The organism is Segatella salivae F0493, from assembly GCF_000477535.1.
Taxonomy (GTDB): Bacteria; Bacteroidota; Bacteroidia; order Bacteroidales; family Bacteroidaceae; genus Prevotella; species Prevotella salivae.
On sequence record NZ_AWGW01000030.1, the window covers coordinates 12725 to 29307 of the forward strand.

At 37.5% G+C, this 16583-nt stretch carries 17 protein-coding genes and 2 tRNA genes; 12 read left to right on the forward strand and 7 right to left on the reverse strand.

What is annotated here, in order from left to right; genetic code table 11:
* The first annotated feature begins 107 nt into the window (after positions 1-107).
* Both HMPREF9145_RS10755 and HMPREF9145_RS10760 read left to right on the forward strand, forming a co-directional pair.
* Positions 108-395 carry a LysO family transporter gene (locus HMPREF9145_RS10755; protein ID WP_021826550.1) on the forward strand — a complete coding sequence of 96 codons (288 nt, stop codon included), beginning with the start codon at positions 108-110 and terminating at the stop codon, positions 393-395.
* Positions 385-1011: a LysO family transporter gene (locus tag HMPREF9145_RS10760; RefSeq protein WP_021826533.1), complete on the forward strand. Its 627-nt coding sequence runs from the start codon at positions 385-387 to the stop codon at positions 1009-1011. Before HMPREF9145_RS10755 ends, HMPREF9145_RS10760 begins: the two co-directional genes overlap by 11 nt.
* Here the strand turns inward: HMPREF9145_RS10760 and HMPREF9145_RS10765 are convergent.
* Positions 997-1368 (reverse strand): DUF488 domain-containing protein, encoded by a 372-nt coding sequence (locus HMPREF9145_RS10765; protein ID WP_021826470.1) that lies wholly within the window; start codon positions 1366-1368, stop codon positions 997-999. The two genes, HMPREF9145_RS10760 and HMPREF9145_RS10765, sit on opposite strands and share 15 nt — an antisense overlap.
* Before the next feature lie 95 nt (positions 1369-1463).
* Between HMPREF9145_RS10765 and HMPREF9145_RS10770 the strand changes: the two genes are divergently transcribed.
* From HMPREF9145_RS10770 to HMPREF9145_RS10810, 9 genes are all read left to right on the forward strand, one after another.
* Positions 1464-2561, forward strand: coding sequence for an FMN-binding protein (locus HMPREF9145_RS10770; RefSeq protein WP_021826572.1), 1098 nt, complete (start codon positions 1464-1466; stop codon positions 2559-2561).
* Entirely contained in the window at positions 2558-3181 is a 624-nt protein-coding gene (locus tag HMPREF9145_RS10775) for an HAD family hydrolase (protein ID WP_007133839.1), read from the forward strand. Before HMPREF9145_RS10770 ends, HMPREF9145_RS10775 begins: the two co-directional genes overlap by 4 nt.
* Positions 3182-3985: 804 nt before the next feature.
* Positions 3986-4615, forward strand: coding sequence for a 16S rRNA (guanine(527)-N(7))-methyltransferase RsmG (gene rsmG, locus HMPREF9145_RS10780; protein ID WP_021826575.1), 630 nt, complete (start codon positions 3986-3988; stop codon positions 4613-4615).
* A gap of 1 nt (position 4616) precedes the next feature.
* Positions 4617-5261, forward strand: coding sequence for an MBL fold metallo-hydrolase (locus HMPREF9145_RS10785; protein ID WP_021826407.1), 645 nt, complete (start codon positions 4617-4619; stop codon positions 5259-5261).
* Positions 5262-5264: 3 nt separating this feature from the next.
* Complete coding sequence (gene ruvC / locus HMPREF9145_RS10790; protein WP_007133834.1) at positions 5265-5876, forward strand: crossover junction endodeoxyribonuclease RuvC; 612 nt, start codon at positions 5265-5267, stop codon at positions 5874-5876.
* A gap of 47 nt (positions 5877-5923) precedes the next feature.
* Entirely contained in the window at positions 5924-6577 is a 654-nt protein-coding gene (locus tag HMPREF9145_RS10795; RefSeq protein WP_021826417.1) for an HAD family hydrolase, read from the forward strand.
* A gap of 53 nt (positions 6578-6630) precedes the next feature.
* Positions 6631-7449 carry a 3-methyl-2-oxobutanoate hydroxymethyltransferase gene (gene panB, locus HMPREF9145_RS10800; RefSeq protein ID WP_021826555.1) on the forward strand — a complete coding sequence of 273 codons (819 nt, stop codon included), beginning with the start codon at positions 6631-6633 and terminating at the stop codon, positions 7447-7449.
* Positions 7450-7453: 4 nt separating this feature from the next.
* The gene (locus HMPREF9145_RS10805) at positions 7454-8629 is read left to right on the forward strand and encodes an MFS transporter (RefSeq protein ID WP_021826450.1); all 1176 of its coding nucleotides are present in this window, start codon (positions 7454-7456) and stop codon (positions 8627-8629) included.
* A 17-nt stretch (positions 8630-8646) separates the two neighbouring features.
* Positions 8647-10074, forward strand: a complete 1428-nt coding sequence (locus tag HMPREF9145_RS10810; protein WP_021826576.1) for a hypothetical protein — start codon at positions 8647-8649, stop codon at positions 10072-10074.
* A 116-nt stretch (positions 10075-10190) separates the two neighbouring features.
* On the opposite strand, the gene HMPREF9145_RS10815 is transcribed toward HMPREF9145_RS10810, so the two are convergent.
* The 4 genes from HMPREF9145_RS10815 to HMPREF9145_RS10830 form a co-directional block, all read right to left on the reverse strand.
* A complete protein-coding gene (locus HMPREF9145_RS10815) occupies positions 10191-11402 on the reverse strand; it encodes an L-serine ammonia-lyase (RefSeq protein WP_036907537.1) in 1212 nt (403 codons plus the stop codon).
* A 58-nt stretch (positions 11403-11460) separates the two neighbouring features.
* Positions 11461-11532: transfer RNA gene (locus HMPREF9145_RS10820), tRNA-Glu, on the reverse strand.
* Between the two features lie 32 nt (positions 11533-11564).
* Positions 11565-11651: transfer RNA gene (locus HMPREF9145_RS10825), tRNA-Ser, on the reverse strand.
* Positions 11652-11923: 272 nt separating this feature from the next.
* Entirely contained in the window at positions 11924-14128 is a 2205-nt protein-coding gene (locus tag HMPREF9145_RS10830) for a S9 family peptidase (RefSeq protein ID WP_036907620.1), read from the reverse strand.
* Positions 14129-14221: 93 nt separating this feature from the next.
* On the opposite strand from HMPREF9145_RS10830, the gene HMPREF9145_RS10835 reads away from it, so the two are divergent.
* Positions 14222-15139 carry a TIGR01212 family radical SAM protein gene (locus tag HMPREF9145_RS10835; RefSeq protein ID WP_021826449.1) on the forward strand — a complete coding sequence of 306 codons (918 nt, stop codon included), beginning with the start codon at positions 14222-14224 and terminating at the stop codon, positions 15137-15139.
* Between the two features lie 853 nt (positions 15140-15992).
* Here the strand turns inward: HMPREF9145_RS10835 and HMPREF9145_RS10845 are convergent.
* Both HMPREF9145_RS10845 and HMPREF9145_RS13850 read right to left on the reverse strand, forming a co-directional pair.
* Complete coding sequence (locus HMPREF9145_RS10845) at positions 15993-16418, reverse strand: acetyl-CoA carboxylase biotin carboxyl carrier protein (protein WP_021826523.1); 426 nt, start codon at positions 16416-16418, stop codon at positions 15993-15995.
* A gap of 3 nt (positions 16419-16421) precedes the next feature.
* The gene (locus tag HMPREF9145_RS13850) at positions 16422-16574 is read right to left on the reverse strand and encodes a hypothetical protein (protein ID WP_007133824.1); all 153 of its coding nucleotides are present in this window, start codon (positions 16572-16574) and stop codon (positions 16422-16424) included.
* Between the last annotated feature and the right edge of the window lie 9 nt (positions 16575-16583).

Here is a 16583-nt window from a genome sequence, read left to right on the forward strand (position 1 = left end):
TTGATTCAAATCAATTAAGTAGTAATATGATTAAAAAATGCATAAATATAATGTTAGATTAGGGCGTAATTTAATACCTTTGCATCAAACAAACAGATTAAATAGACATGTTCAAGATACTTTTTCTGCTGTTGCTTGGTGTTGGAATAGGGTATTTAATGCGTAATATTCGTGGAATACAAAAGGTAGATCACACTGCACATTATACCATAATAATCCTTCTTTTCATCTTTGGTGTTTCGATAGGTGCTAATCATGACCTCATTTCTAATATTGGTTATTTTGGTTGGCAGGCTTTTGTCATAGCTGTTTTAGGTATGATTGGCAGTTTTGGAACAGCTTATGTGTTTAATCGCTTCATTAATAATAAAGAACAAAATAACAATGAAAGATAATCTCTCCCTATTGTTTGCATTGATTGTTGGAATCGGAGTTGGAACTTTTGATATAGCTCCGGAGTGGTTACTCAATCCATCTTTGCCTATGATTGTATTGTCTGCGCTAATCATTCAGGTTGGAATTGGCGTGGGATCTATGGATAATTTAGGGAAGATGTTACGTTCAATTAACTTGAAAATGTTCCTATTACCCGCCTGTACTATAGTTGGAACATTAGTCTTTACGGCTTTAGCTTTCTTCCTTTTCAATACTCATGAGCTCTCAGATATAATGGCAATAGGAAGTGGTTTCGGTTATTATTCGTTGTCATCTGTATTGATTGCACAGCTAAAAACAATAACAGTAGGGGCTACACAAGCAACACAATTGGCTACAATTGCATTGCTTACGAACGTTGCTCGCGAGCTACTTTCTTTGTTTGGATGCCGTTTCTTTACCCTAAAAGGAGGGAGTTTAGCGGCTATTTCGACAGCAGGTATCAGTTCAATGGATGTTTGTTTGCCTTCAATTCTTAATGCTTCAGGCGATAAACGAATAATACCCGTCGCCATATTTCATGGGTTAATACTTGAAGTTAGCATTCCCATGTTGATAGCTTTATTTTGTTCTTAGATGCTTGTTAATGAAGTTTTGCAACACAACGGCTTGGTTATGAACTTCATCTTTGGCACCATATAATAAGGTAACATTACTCTTTTCGAGTTGTTTTTGACATAGTTCAACAAACTTGGTTGCGTCAGAATTATCTTCAAGTTCTTTCAAATAGCGTTCTGTGAACTCTGGAAACCTCTCAGGAATATGCCCAAACCATTCCCTAAGTTCTGTTGAAGGAGCCACAGTTTTCTCCCAAAGGTCGATAGCTGCCTTAGCTTTTGCTATGCCTCTCGGCCACAATCTGTCTGTTAAAACACGATAACCATCTTGTTCTTCGATGGCTTCATAAATACGTTTTATCCTTAATTCTTTCATAAAAGCAAAGATACTAATTAATATTAAAAAGGAGTTTTTTATCTTCCAAAATTTATTTTAATTTGTAATTTTACACATTGTTAAGTGTGATAACAATGAGAATAGAAAATAAGAAGCTTAGACAAGTTGCATCATTCATCGTTTGTTTTATTGCTATGGCGGTAATAGCTGTGGTGCGAGATGGTCAGGTTTTTGGGCATAAAGTTCGTACTTTACCAAATGATTCCATAGTTAAAAGCATGAATGATGACGTGATTCGTCATACTGTTGATGGCTTTACAGTGGTCAATACTACGTCACTTGCCAAAGATGTTACAGGCTATGGTGGAAACGTTCCCTTAGAGATCTATATTAAAAATAACAGGATTCAGCGTATCATTGCACTGAAAAACCATGAGACCCCCGACTTCTTTAGTGAGGCAAGTAGACTGCTTTCAGCTTGGAATGGCAAGACAATTGATCAGGCACAACAGTTGAAAGTTGACGCTGTTAGTGGTGCAACCTTCTCCTCGAGAGGTATTATTGGTAACGTGGAACGAGGTCTTCAATATGCTTCTAAGCATGTATATGAGAAGAGTTTTATCGAGAAAATGAATCTCAATTTGGAAACTATTGCAGGATTAATTGTGGTACTTATGGCTGCTATTGTGCCTTTATTTTATCATAATAAGACCTATCGAACGATTCAAATGATATTGAACGTTGGTGTACTTGGCTTTTGGTGTGGCACTTTTATCTCTTATTCTCTTATGGTAGGATACATGTCTAATGGCATAAACTTATGGGTATCTGTGACTCCGGTGATTATGTTAATTACGGCTTTCATTTATCCTTTCTTCGGAAAGAAAAACTATTATTGCAACCATATCTGCCCTTGTGGGTCGCTTCAAGAATTACTTGGCAAAACCAATAAACGTAGAAAATGGAAGATGAAGGCCGAAACAGTAAAGAGTTTGGAGCGTTTTCGTGATATCTTGTGGGCTGTTTTAACAATGATGATGTTACTCGGAATCGGATTCCAATGGATGGATTACGAGGTGTTCTCTGCGTTTATATTGCATAGCGCCTCTGCTGTTGTATTGGTATTAGGCGTGATAGTGGTCATTCTTTCCGTCTTTGTTCCTCATCCTTATTGCAGATTTGTTTGCCCAACAGGTACATTATTTAAAATAGTTCAAAATCCAAAAGCATGAAACTACGTTTGATTTTGTTTGATTTAGGTGGCGTTATCTACACCAGTAATCGTTTAGAAGCTGTGAAACGCTTTTCACATTTAGGACTCAAGGATGCTGAAGAACGTCTTAATATGTATACACAAACGGGCTATTTTGGTGCGTTAGAAGAGGGAGAAATTAGTGATAAAGAGTTCCTGATTCAGCTTTCTGAAGAGGCAAAAAGACCTATTTCCTGGAATGAATGTAGGCATGCTTGGTTAGGATATGCCACATTTTTACCTCAACGTAATCTTGATTTATTGTTGCATTTGCGTCAAATGAAGATACGAACAGCCTTAGCAAGCAATACAAACTCATTCATGATGTCGTGGGTTGACAGTAGCGATTTCGATGGAAAAGGCAATGGTATACGTCACTATTTGGATGAACTTTATGTGAGTTATCAAATGAAAACCTTGAAACCTTCATTGAAATTTTTCGAATATATCCTTGAAAAGGAGGGGATAAATGGCAATGAAGTATTGTTCATCGATGACAGCCCACGCAATGTAGAAGCTGCAAACAAATTAGGCATTCATACAATCTTAGCTATAAATGGACAAGATTGGACACAAGAAGTGATGCAATCTATCTTATAAGACCTATTTTGATATAAATCAATAAAAACGGAATTTGTTGATAATAAATATTCAATCGTTTGGATGTTCCTCACATCTTGTTTAACTTTGCACTCACAAAAGGTTAATAGATTGTTTAGGTTTTTAGTTATTAGGTTTAAAGATTGTGATTTTGAAAAGTATTAGTTTTTAGGTAAAATTAAAGATTGTGGATAACAAAGAGTGAGTAATCACTCAACAATGAAATTTCAAATCATAAGATAATGCAGTTTTGGAAGTGATTCCGGGACTGCTTTTTTCTTATCCCTTATCATTGTTGTTTTGCCATGATAAAGGTTTAATCTTAACGTTCTTTTATAGCGTAAACAATATATTTTCTGTTGTTCCATGCTTTTATTTAATGGAGAGTAGAAGTTTCATTCTTAGCCTTCTGTTTATCTTTCTTTTGTTCTTATGTGGAGTTTTAGATTGCATTAATTTGTAGTAAGGCGCACTCTTTGTGATAAACACAGCCATTTTGCTCTGTAAAACCATGCATTTCAAGAGGTAAAACCAGTCAGTTTATAGCGTGATTTAAGTCGTTTTATAAACAGGTTAATTTACTTTCTTTTAATAATTTATAGGATAATGTTTTATGTATTGATTATTAGTTACTTATAACAATATTGAAATAGATTATGTTTTGCGTTAACTCTTAATATTAAAGACTTGTAATTCATTTGCAACTAATTTCTTTTCCCTTCGTGATTTGAAAACATTTAGTGTTTTATTCCATAGACTTACAAAGAAAATTCGTACTTTTGCATTATCAAATCAATAACAAAAATGATAGATATTATCACGAAGTATTTCCCCAATCTCACTGATTTACAGTGCCAACAATATGAGATGCTTGATGCACTTTATCGTGATTGGAACAGCAAGATAAATGTGATTTCGCGTAAAGATATCGACAATTTGTATGAACATCACGTGTTACATTCCTTAGCAATTGCAAAGGTTTTACGCTTTAAACCAAGTACAGAGATTTTGGATTTTGGTACAGGTGGTGGGTTTCCTGGTATTCCATTAGCAATCATGTTCCCTCAATGTAGGTTCCATTTAATTGATGGCATAGGGAAGAAAATACGTGTTGCAACCGAGATTTCTAAGGCAATCGGTCTTACGAATGTAGAGGCGTTACAGCGTAGGGGAGAGGAGGAAACACGTAAATTTGATTTTGTTGTGAGTCGTGCAGTGATGCCTTTACCTGATTTAATGAAGTTAATTCGCAAGAACATTCGTAAGGAACAACACAATGCTTTGCCCAATGGATTGCTGTGTTTAAAGGGAGGTGATCTTCATGAAGAGCTCAAACCATTTAAGAATATCGTTGAAGTTTATCCTTTAAATGATTTCTTTGATGAAGAATGGTATCGTGAAAATAAGAAAATTATTTATGTTCCAATAGGATAATATGCTTAGAATCAAACGATTTATATGCAACATGTTGCAGGAAAACTGTTATGTTGTTAGCGATGAAACCAATGAATGTGTCATCATAGATTGTGGTGCAATGGATGAAGAAGAGTTCTCTCTTATTCGGGATTATATTGTTAGTGAGGAATTAACTCCTGTTCATTTGCTGGCTACACATGGTCATATTGATCATAATTTTGGCAATGCAATGGTTTATAAGGAATATGGACTGAAAGTTGAAGTGCATGAGAATGACAAGTCTTTAATGGCTAAGTTGGTACAGCAGGCACTTCAAATGGCAGGTGTTAAGCTTCAAGATGATTTTCCTTCTGTTGGTAAATATCTTCATGATAACGATAAAGTGTCTTTTGGTTCTCATGCCTTTACAGTGATAGAGACTCCCGGTCATTCACGTGGTAGTATCTTTTTTTATGACGAAGAAGAGCATGTGGCCTTCTCTGGTGATACCCTTTTTCAGCGTTCTATAGGCAGAACAGACTTTGAAGGGGGCTCAATGTTCCAGATGATTCAAAGCCTTCGCATGATTTGTCAGCTTCCTGATACAACAAGAGTATATCCCGGACATGGTCCAGAGACAACAATTGGAGCCGAACTTGCAAGTAATCCTTATTTAGATCGTTAGCCTATGACGATTCAAAAGACAGAAAAGATTATCTTAGGCATAGACCCTGGCACGAATCTTATGGGCTATGGAGTACTTCGTGTACAAGGAAATAGGGCGAAAATGGAGGCAATGGGGGTAATTGATCTTCGAAAAATGCCAGACCCTTATTTGCGTCTTGGTCATATCTTTGAACGTGTCACGGGGATAATAGAATCTTATCTTCCTGATGAATTAGCTATAGAAGCTCCTTTTTTTGGTAAGAATGTGCAATCAATGCTAAAGCTTGGACGTGCTCAGGGAGTGGCTATTGCAGCTGCAATCCACCGAGATATCCCTATTCATGAATATGCCCCATTAAAAATTAAGATGGCTATCACGGGACAAGGACAATCTTCTAAGGAGCAAGTGGCTGGAATGTTGCAGCGTGTTTTGAATCTCAAGAAAGAGGAGATGCCACGATTTATGGATGCAACCGATGCGCTTGCTGCTGCTTATTGCCATTTTCTTCAGATGGGAAAACCCGAGAGTAATGCGCGACATTATAGTAGTTGGAAAGACTTTGTAATGAAGAATAAGCAGTCTGTAACAAAGCCTTCTCAAGCGATTGCTAACCAATTGGAGACGCAAAAATAGGGATAGGCACAATGATATAACTATTGTGAACGAATAATAGAATAAAAATGGTAAGAGAACTAAAAGCAGCTTTGTTTGATTTAGATGGTGTTGTGTTTAATACAGAGCCCCAATATACGATATTCTGGAAGTCACAATTTAGTATGTATCATCCTGAACTCCCAGGAATAGAGAATCAAATAAAGGGGATGACACTCGTGGAAATATATGATAAGTATTTTGCAGGCAGGTTGGAAGAACAATCAAAAATTACTGCAAAATTAAATGAATTTGAAGTCAATATGCATTTCGAATTCATAGAAGGCTTTGTTGATTTCGTAACAGATCTTAGGAACAATGGGGTGAAGACAGCCGTTGTAACCAGTAGTAATAGGCAAAAGATGGAGAATGTCTATGCTAAAGTTCCTACATTTAAGAATTTGTTTGATCGTATTTTGACGAGCGAAGACTTCACAGATGGTAAGCCTAATCCTGCACCTTATTTGAAAGGTGCTGAAGTTTTTGGTTTAATACCATCCCAGTGCGTAGGCTTTGAAGACAGTTTCAATGGCTTAAAAGCTGTTCGTAGGGCAGGAGAGTTCACTGTTGGACTATCTACAACCAATCCAGAAACAGCCATAAGCGCTTATGCTGATATTGTAATACCTAATTATGTAGGTTGCAATTATCAATGGTTAAACGTCGAATTTAATAAACATTAATTTTGACATGTCGTGTTTTTGATGTACTTTTGCAAGCTGAAAAATAAATAATCATGGGATACTTATCTACAGAGAAGAAAAAGATTACTTCAAGAACATTTGCGGAAATGAAAGCAGCTGGTGAGAAAATAACAATGCTCACTGCTTATGATTACACCACAGCATCTATTATAGACAATGCAGGCATTGATGGAATCCTTGTGGGGGACTCAGCGTCTAATGTCATGGCAGGAAATTCAGATACTCTCCCCATCACCATAGATGAAATGATTTATTATGCTCGGAGTGTTGTTCGCGCATGTAGTCATTGTTTGGTGGTCTGTGATATGCCTTTTGGAAGTTATCAAGTTAGTCGTGAAGAAGGGGTTAAGAACGCCATAAGGATAATGAAAGAAACAGGTGTTGATGCACTAAAGATGGAGGGAGGAGCAGAGATTATTGCTACCGTTAAAGGTATTATTGATGCCGGAATTCCTGTAATGGGACATTTAGGATTAACTCCGCAGAGTGTACATAAGTTTGGAGGTTACGGACTTCGTGCCAAGGAGGAGGCTGAAGCAGAGAAACTTCTCAATGATGCTAGGCTGTTAGATGAGGCTGGATGTTTTTGTATTACATTGGAAAAAGTGCCTGCTAAACTTGCAGAAGAGGTGACACGCAATGTTTGTTGTGCCACGATAGGTATTGGTGCTGGTTGTGGAACAGATGGACAGATTTTGGTTTATGCTGATGCTTTGGGGATGACTCAAGGATTTAAGCCTAAGTTCTTGCGTCATTTTGCAGATGTGAACAAGTGTATGACGGCTGGTGTTCAGGCCTATATTCGCGAAGTTAAAACTTGTTCTTTCCCTAATATAGACGAAAGTTATTGATTGAATGGATACTCAGAATACGCCTGTACATATTAATCTGTGGCATCGTGAGTTTTGGATGCTGTCGCTATCCAATCTCTTTCTGTGTATGGCTGTATATATGTTGATTCCAGTTGTGCCTGGATGGTTAATCAAAGTACAGCATATTACACATTGGCATGTGGCACTTGCCTTTGTTTCTTTTGGTGTAGGACTGTTTTCTTTGGGTGGAGTTTGTCGATATCTTGTTGAGAAATATCGCCGCAATCGTGTCTGTATGCTATGTATAGGTATAGTTATGGTTTGTATTTATGCTTTGAGTTTTGTCGAGAAGTATGAAAGTGGATGGTTATTTTGGATAATAATTGGCCTGTGTTTTCTACTCGGTGCTATGTTCGGATTATCTCAAATGATTCTCTCAAGCACATTGATTATTGATGTCTGTGAGTCATTTCGTCGAACGGAAGCAAATTATGCAGCCTCTTGGTTTTCTCGCTTTGCATTGACTTTTGGGCCAATTTTTGGATTGTTTATCAGTAACTTATTCGGGCTGAAGGGCTTTGTCATTGGTTCTGCATTGTGTTGTTTGGTTTCGATGGTTTTGATTTATATGGTGAAATTCCCTTTCAAAGCCCCTGAAGAAGGCCTATCCATATTTAGTTTAGACAGGTTTTTCCTTCCACAAGGTAAATATTTGTTTGTGAATCTCATTTTGGTTTCTATGGTTTTAGGGATCTTTCTGTCGCTTGTCCATTCAATCACATTCTATGGAATGATGGCTGTGGGGTTCTTTGTAGCGCTATTGGCGCAGAAGTTTGCCTTTGCTAATGCTAACTTAAAGAGTGAGACCATTACGGGACTTCTTACAATTGCTATGGCAATCCTTATGTTTTTAACACGTAAGGATTCGTCAGTCCATCTACTGATTCCTGCTTTTATAGGTTTTGGAGTGAGTTTAATAGCTTCGCGTTTCCAATTGTTTTTTATTAAGTTAAGTAAGCATTGTCAACGTGGAACCTCACAAAGTAGTTATTTCCTTGCCTCAGAGTTAGGACTATCAATAGGTTTGTCGTTAGGTTGGTCATACCTCTTTAACACAGAATTTATGGCATTGTGGGTTATGTTTGCATTAGTTTTAATGGCATTCCTCTATTATAATTGTTTTGTACATCATTGGTATATGGAAAATAAAAATCGTTGATTTACGTTATAATATTAATGAAACGATTTTTTATTGGCATCCTTTTAACAGGTGCTTTTCTTATACTTTCTTCCTGCAACAATGAAGAATCATTCTCTTTGTCTAAGGATAATCGGTTGGTATTTTCTACAGATACCCTCAGTTTAGATACGCTTTTTTCTAATACTTCGTCTTCAACGTATGAGCTCTGGCTTTATAATAGGAACACAAAGGGTGTGAGACTGGCGAGTGTAAAGTTAGCAAATGGCAATCAGAAAGGTTTTAGAGTTAATGTGAATGGGATTCCACTTAGTAATAATAATGGGTTCCGTGTGAATGATATTCCTGTCTATCATGGAGATAGTTTATGTGTGTTTGTTGAAGCAACTGCACCATCTTTGGATGTGATTAAACCACAAGAATTTGATGATGAGGTGGTGTTTACTTTAGAAAGTGGGGTAGAGCAACGGGTGAAGTTAAGGGCTTGGTCTTGGCAAGCTACACCTATTGATCGTTTAGAGGTGACGAATGATACCATTATAGATAGTCCTCAGCGCCCAATATTATGCTCACGAGAAATCAAAATACATGAAGGTGCAACATTAACGATAAAAGGTGGTACGACCATTTACTTTAATCATGATGCCGGAATAGATGTTTTGGGAAGGCTATCTATAGAAGGTGAATCTAAAAAAAGAGTACTTTTGCGTGGTAGTAGATTGGATAAGATGTTTTCAAATCTGCCTTATGACCGTGTAAGTGGTCAGTGGCAAGGCCTACATTTCTATGGTTCTTCTTATCAAAATACCTTGTCGTATGTTGATATTCGTGGTTGTTTTAATGGCATTGTCTGTGATAGTAGTGATATAAATAGAGCAAAAATGAAGCTCGAACAAGCTACTATACATAATTGTCAGGGCTATGGCGTTAGGTTAGTAAATTGTAAAGCCGAACTAATTAATACGCAATTATCTAATACCTTGCATAATTGTTTGTCAGTGGAAGGGGCAGATGTGCTTTTGAATGCTTGTACATTGGCACAATATTATCCTTTTGATAGTAGTAGGGGAGAAGCACTCCATATTTCATCTCGATATCAACCAACTCATTTGTCGGTTCTAAATAGTATTGTAACTGGTTTTGCTGATGAGCAGATAAAATTGCCATCTAAGGGTAGTTCAAATCTATCCTATCAATTTTTGAATAGTCTGTTGCGCACAACAAAACCCAAAGAAAAAGACCAGATACATTATAAGGATGTTATTTTTGAATCAGCCAAAGACACTATTAATATAGGGGCAAACTTATTTATAAAGGTGGATAATGAGGCATTAGACTATGATTTTCATCTCAAAAATAAGGCTTTTGTTATCGGAAAGGCAGATAAAAATTCATGCCCTCAGATAGATCATGATGGAATAAGACGGAAGTCGGTTCCAGATATGGGGGCTTTTGAGCATCATTGACAAGATAAATTGAATATGATTAAATAAAAAAGAGAAAGTAAAGTCTTTATAAGAACAACTTTCTCTCATTTATTCATCAACAGATTATGACGCTAATTAGCTTACAAGCAGATTTTTTATTCCAGATTATACCCTTTGGCTAAGCCTCCTTCGCTGGTCTCTTTGTAGAGTGAAGGCAAATCATGCCCAGTCTGTTTCATTACGTTTACCACTCTATCGAAACTCACACGATGACTTCCATCACCAAAAGATGCGTAGAGTTGAGCATCAAGTGCGCGTGTGGCGGCAAAGGCGTTACGCTCAATGCAAGGGATTTGAACTAATCCACAGACTGGATCGCACGTCATACCCAAGTGATGTTCTAATCCCATCTCTGCGGAATATTCAATCTGAGTGGGGCTTCCACCAAAGAGTTGACAGCTGGCTGCTGATGCCATAGCACAGGCAACACCAACTTCTCCTTGGCATCCAACCTCGGCACCACTAATAGATGCATTCTTCTTTACGATATTTCCGAATAGTCCTGCAGTAGCAAGTGCTCGGATAATACGTTCATTACTGAAGTTATGTGCTTTATAAAGGTGGTATAAAACGGCTGGAACTACACCACAGGCTCCACAAGTTGGTGCCGTAACGATTGTTCCCCCTGATGCATTTTCCTCACTTACTGCTAAGGCATATGAATAAACTAAGCCTCTACTTTGTAATGAAGGTTTGTATCCAGTAGCCTTTACATAGTATGTGGCGGCCTTTCTTGGAAGGTGTAATGGTCCAGGAAGTACGCCTTCATGTGCTAAGCCTGATCTCACGGCTTGTTTCATAACGTCCCATACTTGATACAGATATTCCCATATATCTTCATCTTCGTATGTCTCAACATATTCCCAATAACTGCGTCCATTGTCATTACACCACCGCATAATATCATGGAGTGAGTTAAGAGGATAGACCTCTTTAGTAGAAAAGAAGTCATCAGAAGCCTTGCCTTCAGACAGTGCTCCACCTCCAATGCTATAGACAGTCCATTCTTCTGTGGGTTCTTCTTTATCATCCAAAGCTATAAATTTCATGCCGTTTGGATGGAAAGGAAGAAACGTTTGAGGTTGCCAGATAATCTCAACAGGTGCCGTTGGTTGCATAACTTCTTCTATTGCGGTGTCTGTCATGTGTCCCTTTCCTGTGGCAGCCAGCGAGCCATACAAGATTACTTGAAAGGAGGTGGCGTTTGGATGGCGCTCCGTGAAGATTTTTGCTGCCTTTTGTGGTCCCATTGTGTGACTGCTTGAAGGACCTTTTCCAATCTTGAATATCTCTTTAATCGATTCCATATATATCCTATTATAAAGTAAAAAGCCCCACAAATCAATGATTTGTAGGACTCTTTTGTAGTCGGTACGAGAATCGAACTCGTATGCCAAGATTGAGAATCTTGTATCCTAACCGTTAGATGAACCGACCAGTTGGCTAATATTCTCTTAGAATATTGCCTGCGGAAGGAGGGGGATTCGAACCCCCGGTACGAGAACTCGCACGGCAGTTTAGCAAACTGCTGGTTTCAGCCACTCACCCATCCTTCCATTGATGGATTGTATCCGATTCGCCAAGCATTATTCTTAAATGCGGTGCAAAGGTATAAAAACATTTTGATTTGTCCAAGACTTTTTCATTCTTTTTTTCGAAACATTTTATTTTTTGCATCAAATTTATTCAAAAGATACTTGACAATGAATCTTGTTATGTGTAGAAAAGAAAAGCAGGGAGTATTGTTTTCTACAATTTATCCCTGCTTTTGTCTATATCATCTATTTATGATGATAGAATAATAACGTTTTATGATGTTGTTATTTCTTTATTTAAGATTATTATTAAACCAATTGGTAATCTGTCGAAGCAAATGTGTTCTCGTATTTCCTCCATAGATACTATGATTTCGATTCGTATAGAAGTTCTCCTTAAAGTCCTTATCTGCTTGCACCAAAGCTTCTGAATACTCCATCGTATTTTGTGGTTGTACATTGTCATCTGCCATACCATGACAAATCAATAGTGCTCCATGAAGATTATTTGCACGTTGAATTGGGTTTGTTGCATAGCCACTTCCATTCTCCTTTGGTGTGCGCATATAACGTTCTGTGTATATGGTGTCATAATATCTCCAGTTAGTTGGTGGGGCAACCGCAACGCCGGCTTTGAATACTGGACGGCCTTCGCTCATGCTCATCAATGTATTGAAGCCACCAAAACTCCATCCCCAAATACCAATTCTATTTTTATCAACATAGCTTTGACTGCCTAACCAAAGGGCGGTCTCTACTTGGTCACGTGATTCTAATTCACCAAGTTTCAGATAAGTACACTTCTCAAACATTGCACCTCGGCCTCCTGTTCCTCGTCCATCAACACAAACCACGATGTAACCTTGCTGAGAAAGATAATAATCAAAGGCTCCTCCGTTGCCCATAGAACCAGCACTCCATGCGTCAGTTACTTGCTGGCTACCAGGTCCACTGTATTGAAAGAGAATTACTGGGTATTTCTTTTGTGGGCTGAAATCAGCCGGTTTAACCATCCAACCATCAAGTTTTATACCTTCTGATGTTGTAAAAGAGAATGTTTCCCTACCATGAAAACCAAATGATTTGATTTTCTCTTTTAGTTCCTTGTTGTCAACAGGAGTTGAAAGCACTTTCCCTTTGTTATCACGAATCGTAAAAACATAAGGAGTATTATAGTTGCTCCATGTATTCAAGAAATACTTATAATCCCCTGAGAACATAGCCGTATTCCAGCCATTTGCATCAGTTAAGCGTTCAGTTTTGCCATTTTTATGGCTGACAAAAATCTGTCTGTCGTGTGGATTGACTGAAGCTGCTTGATAATATACATCTCCAGAAGTTTCATCATAACCATAAACATTGGTTATATCATAGTTCCCTTCACCAATTTTACGAATCAAACTACCATTCATATTATATAGGTAGAGGTGCATAAATCCATCGCGATCGCTTGGTAGGAGAATGCTGTTCTGTCCGATTTTGATACCTTCCATAGCTTCCTCTTTTACATATTTGTCAGCACTTTCCTTGATAATTAATTGGGAAAGCGTTGAATGAGGATTCACTGCGTATAGATTTAATACATCTTGGTGACGGTTCATGGTGTACACAATGACTTTATTTGGATCATTTGTAGATTTAATCCGTGGTATATAGCCATCAGCATCAAGGGGTACTTGCAGTCTGTTTGTTTTATGACTTTGTATATCATAGGCCCAAACCGACACGATAGCATTGTCTTCTCCGGCTTTAGGATACTTGTAAGTATATGCTCCAGGATAAACTTCATAAGCCTTCATTGCTGGATGACTGCCCATAAACATTTGTAGAGAATACTCTTTTACCTTTCTCTCATCATATTTAATCCAACATATCATGCGGCTGTCTGCTGTGAAACAGAGGGACCGATTGGTCGAAAACTCTTCTTCATTAACCCAATCTGGCACACCATTGATAATCTCATTAAACTTACCATCCTTTGTGATTTGACTTTCAGCATTGTCGTAAAGCAGTTTAACTAAGAAGATGTTATTGTCTCTTACAAAGGCAATTTGATTTCCATCTGGAGACCAAGTCGGTATTTGTTGAGGCCCACCAGACGAGAGTTTCTCTAATTTCCGACTTTGAATGGTATAGATATAATAGTCTGCCGTAGACGAACGACGATAGATTTTATGTGTATTTGTCTGTATCAACATTCGCTTTCCGTCAGGAGAAAGACTGTAACCATCAAACTGTTTGAGGCTTTCTCCCTGTGTGTTGGCTATGTCAAATAACACACGTGTTGGTTTTCCCGATTTGAAAGCATATTCTATAATCTGTTTGCCATCCTTACTGATACTGGCATATAAGTCTGTTCCTTGTATGGGATCAACCCCTGAAATATATTGAGGTGAAAAGGTTTGTCCAGTGACATCTTTCAGTGTAATCTTATTGTCAGCCCTCATTCCTGACGTCATTAAAAGTATTGTTACACATAGAAAAAAAAGTTTTTTCATATTGATTACCATTTTGTTTTATGTTTACAAAGTTACAAAAAAGCCTTGATAATCATTTGTTGTTTACCTGCTTTTTTCATAACTTTGCATGCAATGGATGGTTTTTACAATGATTTCTCTTCGTGGATAAGGAAAAAATTCCCTTTCAGAGTACAGAAAATAAGTATTGATGCAGGCTTTTCCTGTCCGAATCGTGATGGAAATGTCGGTATAGGAGGATGTACTTATTGTAATAATCAGACTTTCAATCCTAATTATTGTGACCGGCATAAGTCTGTAACGGAACAATTGGAAGTGGGTAAAAGTTTCTTTTCTCATAAGTATCCTGACATGAAATACTTAGCTTATTTCCAGGCCTATTCAAATACTTATGCTTCACTTCAGCATTTAAAGGCCCTCTATGAAGAAGCCCTTCAAGTAGAAGATGTTGTAGGAATTGTTATTGGTACACGCCCAGATTGCGTCAATGATGAATTGCTTGACTATCTTGTTGAACTACAAAAGCATGCGTTTGTGTTGGTGGAATATGGTATAGAGAGTGTCAATGATGATACGCTTAAGCGTATAAATCGTGGTCATGATTTTGCATGTTGCCAACAAGCGATTGTGAAAACTCACGCATGTGGACTCCTTTGTGGTGGGCATATCATTCTTGGTTTGCCTGGAGAAGATGCAGCAGAAAGCATAAGACAGGCAAAGATTATCTCTTCTTTACCTCTTGATATCCTTAAGATTCATCAAATGCAGATTATACGTGGCACGCGGTTAGCAGCTGAATTTCGGGCTACTCCCTTTCATGTTTATTCGGTAGAAGAGTACATTCGGCTGGTTGCAGACTATATTTCTTATCTCCGGCCAACACTTGTTTTAGAGCGTTTCGTTAGCCAATCTCCTGCCAATCTTTTGATTGCACCAAAATGGGGATTGAAGAATTATGAGTTTACTAACTTGCTTTGCCGTTACATGCAAGCTCATGGTATAAGGCAAGGAGCTCATTTCATGGATGATTGAAGTTGAAAAAACTCTCCACCATGAGTGAGTTGTCTGAATGAAATTAATAATAATCAATCTTATGTTACACGATAGTAATGTTTTATCTTGCTTTTTTTTGCCAATCATTTTTATCATTCTGTTGGCTATAATGATGTATATTCATAAACGACAGCTGTTCAAATATATCTATTTGGGTAATGTTTTATGCCTAATAACAGCTGTGGTTTGTTATGTGTTTATAGACAGACATCCCGTTGGTCAGCCTTATTCTGCAAGCTGGATGGAGGCGATTCCTTTTGTTTGGTTATTTACAATCTTCGGTGGTTACTTTTGGTTTATTGCCTCAATGATTATTTTTTTGGTTGAAGTGTCACGACGAAATATGTTGGCAAAAGTGTTACTTGGTTTTATAATTTTATGTTTTGCGCTGCTCACACTCTGGTCATTATTCATATTCTTTGGAGGTATTTGGGTGTTGAGAGGAACGCATTAAATTTGCCTTTAGCATAGAGTTATCTTATAAGGGTGGGGGAATAATAGCGTGAATCTTCTGCTTTTTTTTTATAACGAGCCAAGCTGGATGAAGTAAATAGCTATAGATTATCGAATGATTTCTATCGGTTTATGCATCAATATAAAGCATTTTACTGAGTAATTTGATACATATAATTTTCATCTTACTTTCACTTGATATTATGATTTAATTATAAGCGCATAATGTTCTGATATGCATTATCTTATGATTTTAATCAAATAGAAGTTCATGTTGTCAGTCTTTCATTTCCTTATTAAATCAAAGAAGATGAGAATATAAAAAAGGATATGCTTTAAATGAAGCATATCCTTTTCCTTATAATGTAGTTATCACTTGTTATTCAATCACAACAAGTGGGTCTTCTTCAAGAACTGTTTGACCAACTTTCACGCAGATGGCTGTAATCTTACCATTTTTTTCTGCTTCAATATTATTGGCCATTTTCATTGCTTCAAGTACTACAACAGCATCTCCAGCCTTAACCTCTTGTCCAACTTCAACGTTGATAGCTGTGATTGTGCCAGGGAGAGGAGCCTTAACAGCATTGTTTGTATTGACATTAGCTGATGGAGTAGCTTCTGTTTCCTCAGTTTGTGCAGGCTTACCAAGCACAACTTTTTTCTTCTCGGGTTCTTCTTCTTTCTCCATTTGGACTTTGAAGTCCTCGCCGTTTACATTTACAGATGCAATGTTATTCTCGTCAATTTCACCGATAGCAACCTTATATTCTTTGCCATCAATTGTATATTTAAACTCTTTCATACTCTATTTTGGTTTCTTTGTTAATGACAAGAACTTGGCATTCCATAGCGTTGGACGCAAAGCAATTGTGATTTTTCCAGGTTCATTGTCGTGAACGTTATTGCCTTCAAACTCATAGAGTGCCATGGCAATAGCTGCATATATATTTTTATCCATTGTTTTTAC

Bases quoted from the DNA above. Each gene is read 5' to 3' on its own strand.
- HMPREF9145_RS10755 (WP_021826550.1), top strand. From the start codon at position 108: ATGTTCAAGATACTTTTTCTGCTGTTGCTTGGTGTTGGAATAGGGTAT.
- HMPREF9145_RS10760 (WP_021826533.1), top strand. From the start codon at position 385: ATGAAAGATAATCTCTCCCTATTGTTTGCATTGATTGTTGGAATCGGA.
- HMPREF9145_RS10765 (WP_021826470.1), bottom strand. From the start codon at position 1,368: ATGAAAGAATTAAGGATAAAACGTATTTATGAAGCCATCGAAGAACAA.
- HMPREF9145_RS10770 (WP_021826572.1), top strand. From the start codon at position 1,464: ATGAGAATAGAAAATAAGAAGCTTAGACAAGTTGCATCATTCATCGTT.
- HMPREF9145_RS10775 (WP_007133839.1), top strand. From the start codon at position 2,558: ATGAAACTACGTTTGATTTTGTTTGATTTAGGTGGCGTTATCTACACC.
- rsmG (WP_021826575.1), top strand. From the start codon at position 3,986: ATGATAGATATTATCACGAAGTATTTCCCCAATCTCACTGATTTACAG.
- HMPREF9145_RS10785 (WP_021826407.1), top strand. From the start codon at position 4,617: ATGCTTAGAATCAAACGATTTATATGCAACATGTTGCAGGAAAACTGT.
- ruvC (WP_007133834.1), top strand. From the start codon at position 5,265: ATGACGATTCAAAAGACAGAAAAGATTATCTTAGGCATAGACCCTGGC.
- HMPREF9145_RS10795 (WP_021826417.1), top strand. From the start codon at position 5,924: ATGGTAAGAGAACTAAAAGCAGCTTTGTTTGATTTAGATGGTGTTGTG.
- panB (WP_021826555.1), top strand. From the start codon at position 6,631: ATGGGATACTTATCTACAGAGAAGAAAAAGATTACTTCAAGAACATTT.
- HMPREF9145_RS10805 (WP_021826450.1), top strand. From the start codon at position 7,454: ATGGATACTCAGAATACGCCTGTACATATTAATCTGTGGCATCGTGAG.
- HMPREF9145_RS10810 (WP_021826576.1), top strand. From the start codon at position 8,647: ATGAAACGATTTTTTATTGGCATCCTTTTAACAGGTGCTTTTCTTATA.
- HMPREF9145_RS10815 (WP_036907537.1), bottom strand. From the start codon at position 11,402: ATGGAATCGATTAAAGAGATATTCAAGATTGGAAAAGGTCCTTCAAGC.
- HMPREF9145_RS10830 (WP_036907620.1), bottom strand. From the start codon at position 14,128: ATGAAAAAACTTTTTTTTCTATGTGTAACAATACTTTTAATGACGTCA.
- HMPREF9145_RS10835 (WP_021826449.1), top strand. From the start codon at position 14,222: ATGGATGGTTTTTACAATGATTTCTCTTCGTGGATAAGGAAAAAATTC.
- HMPREF9145_RS10845 (WP_021826523.1), bottom strand. From the start codon at position 16,418: ATGAAAGAGTTTAAATATACAATTGATGGCAAAGAATATAAGGTTGCT.
- HMPREF9145_RS13850 (WP_007133824.1), bottom strand. From the start codon at position 16,574: ATGGATAAAAATATATATGCAGCTATTGCCATGGCACTCTATGAGTTT.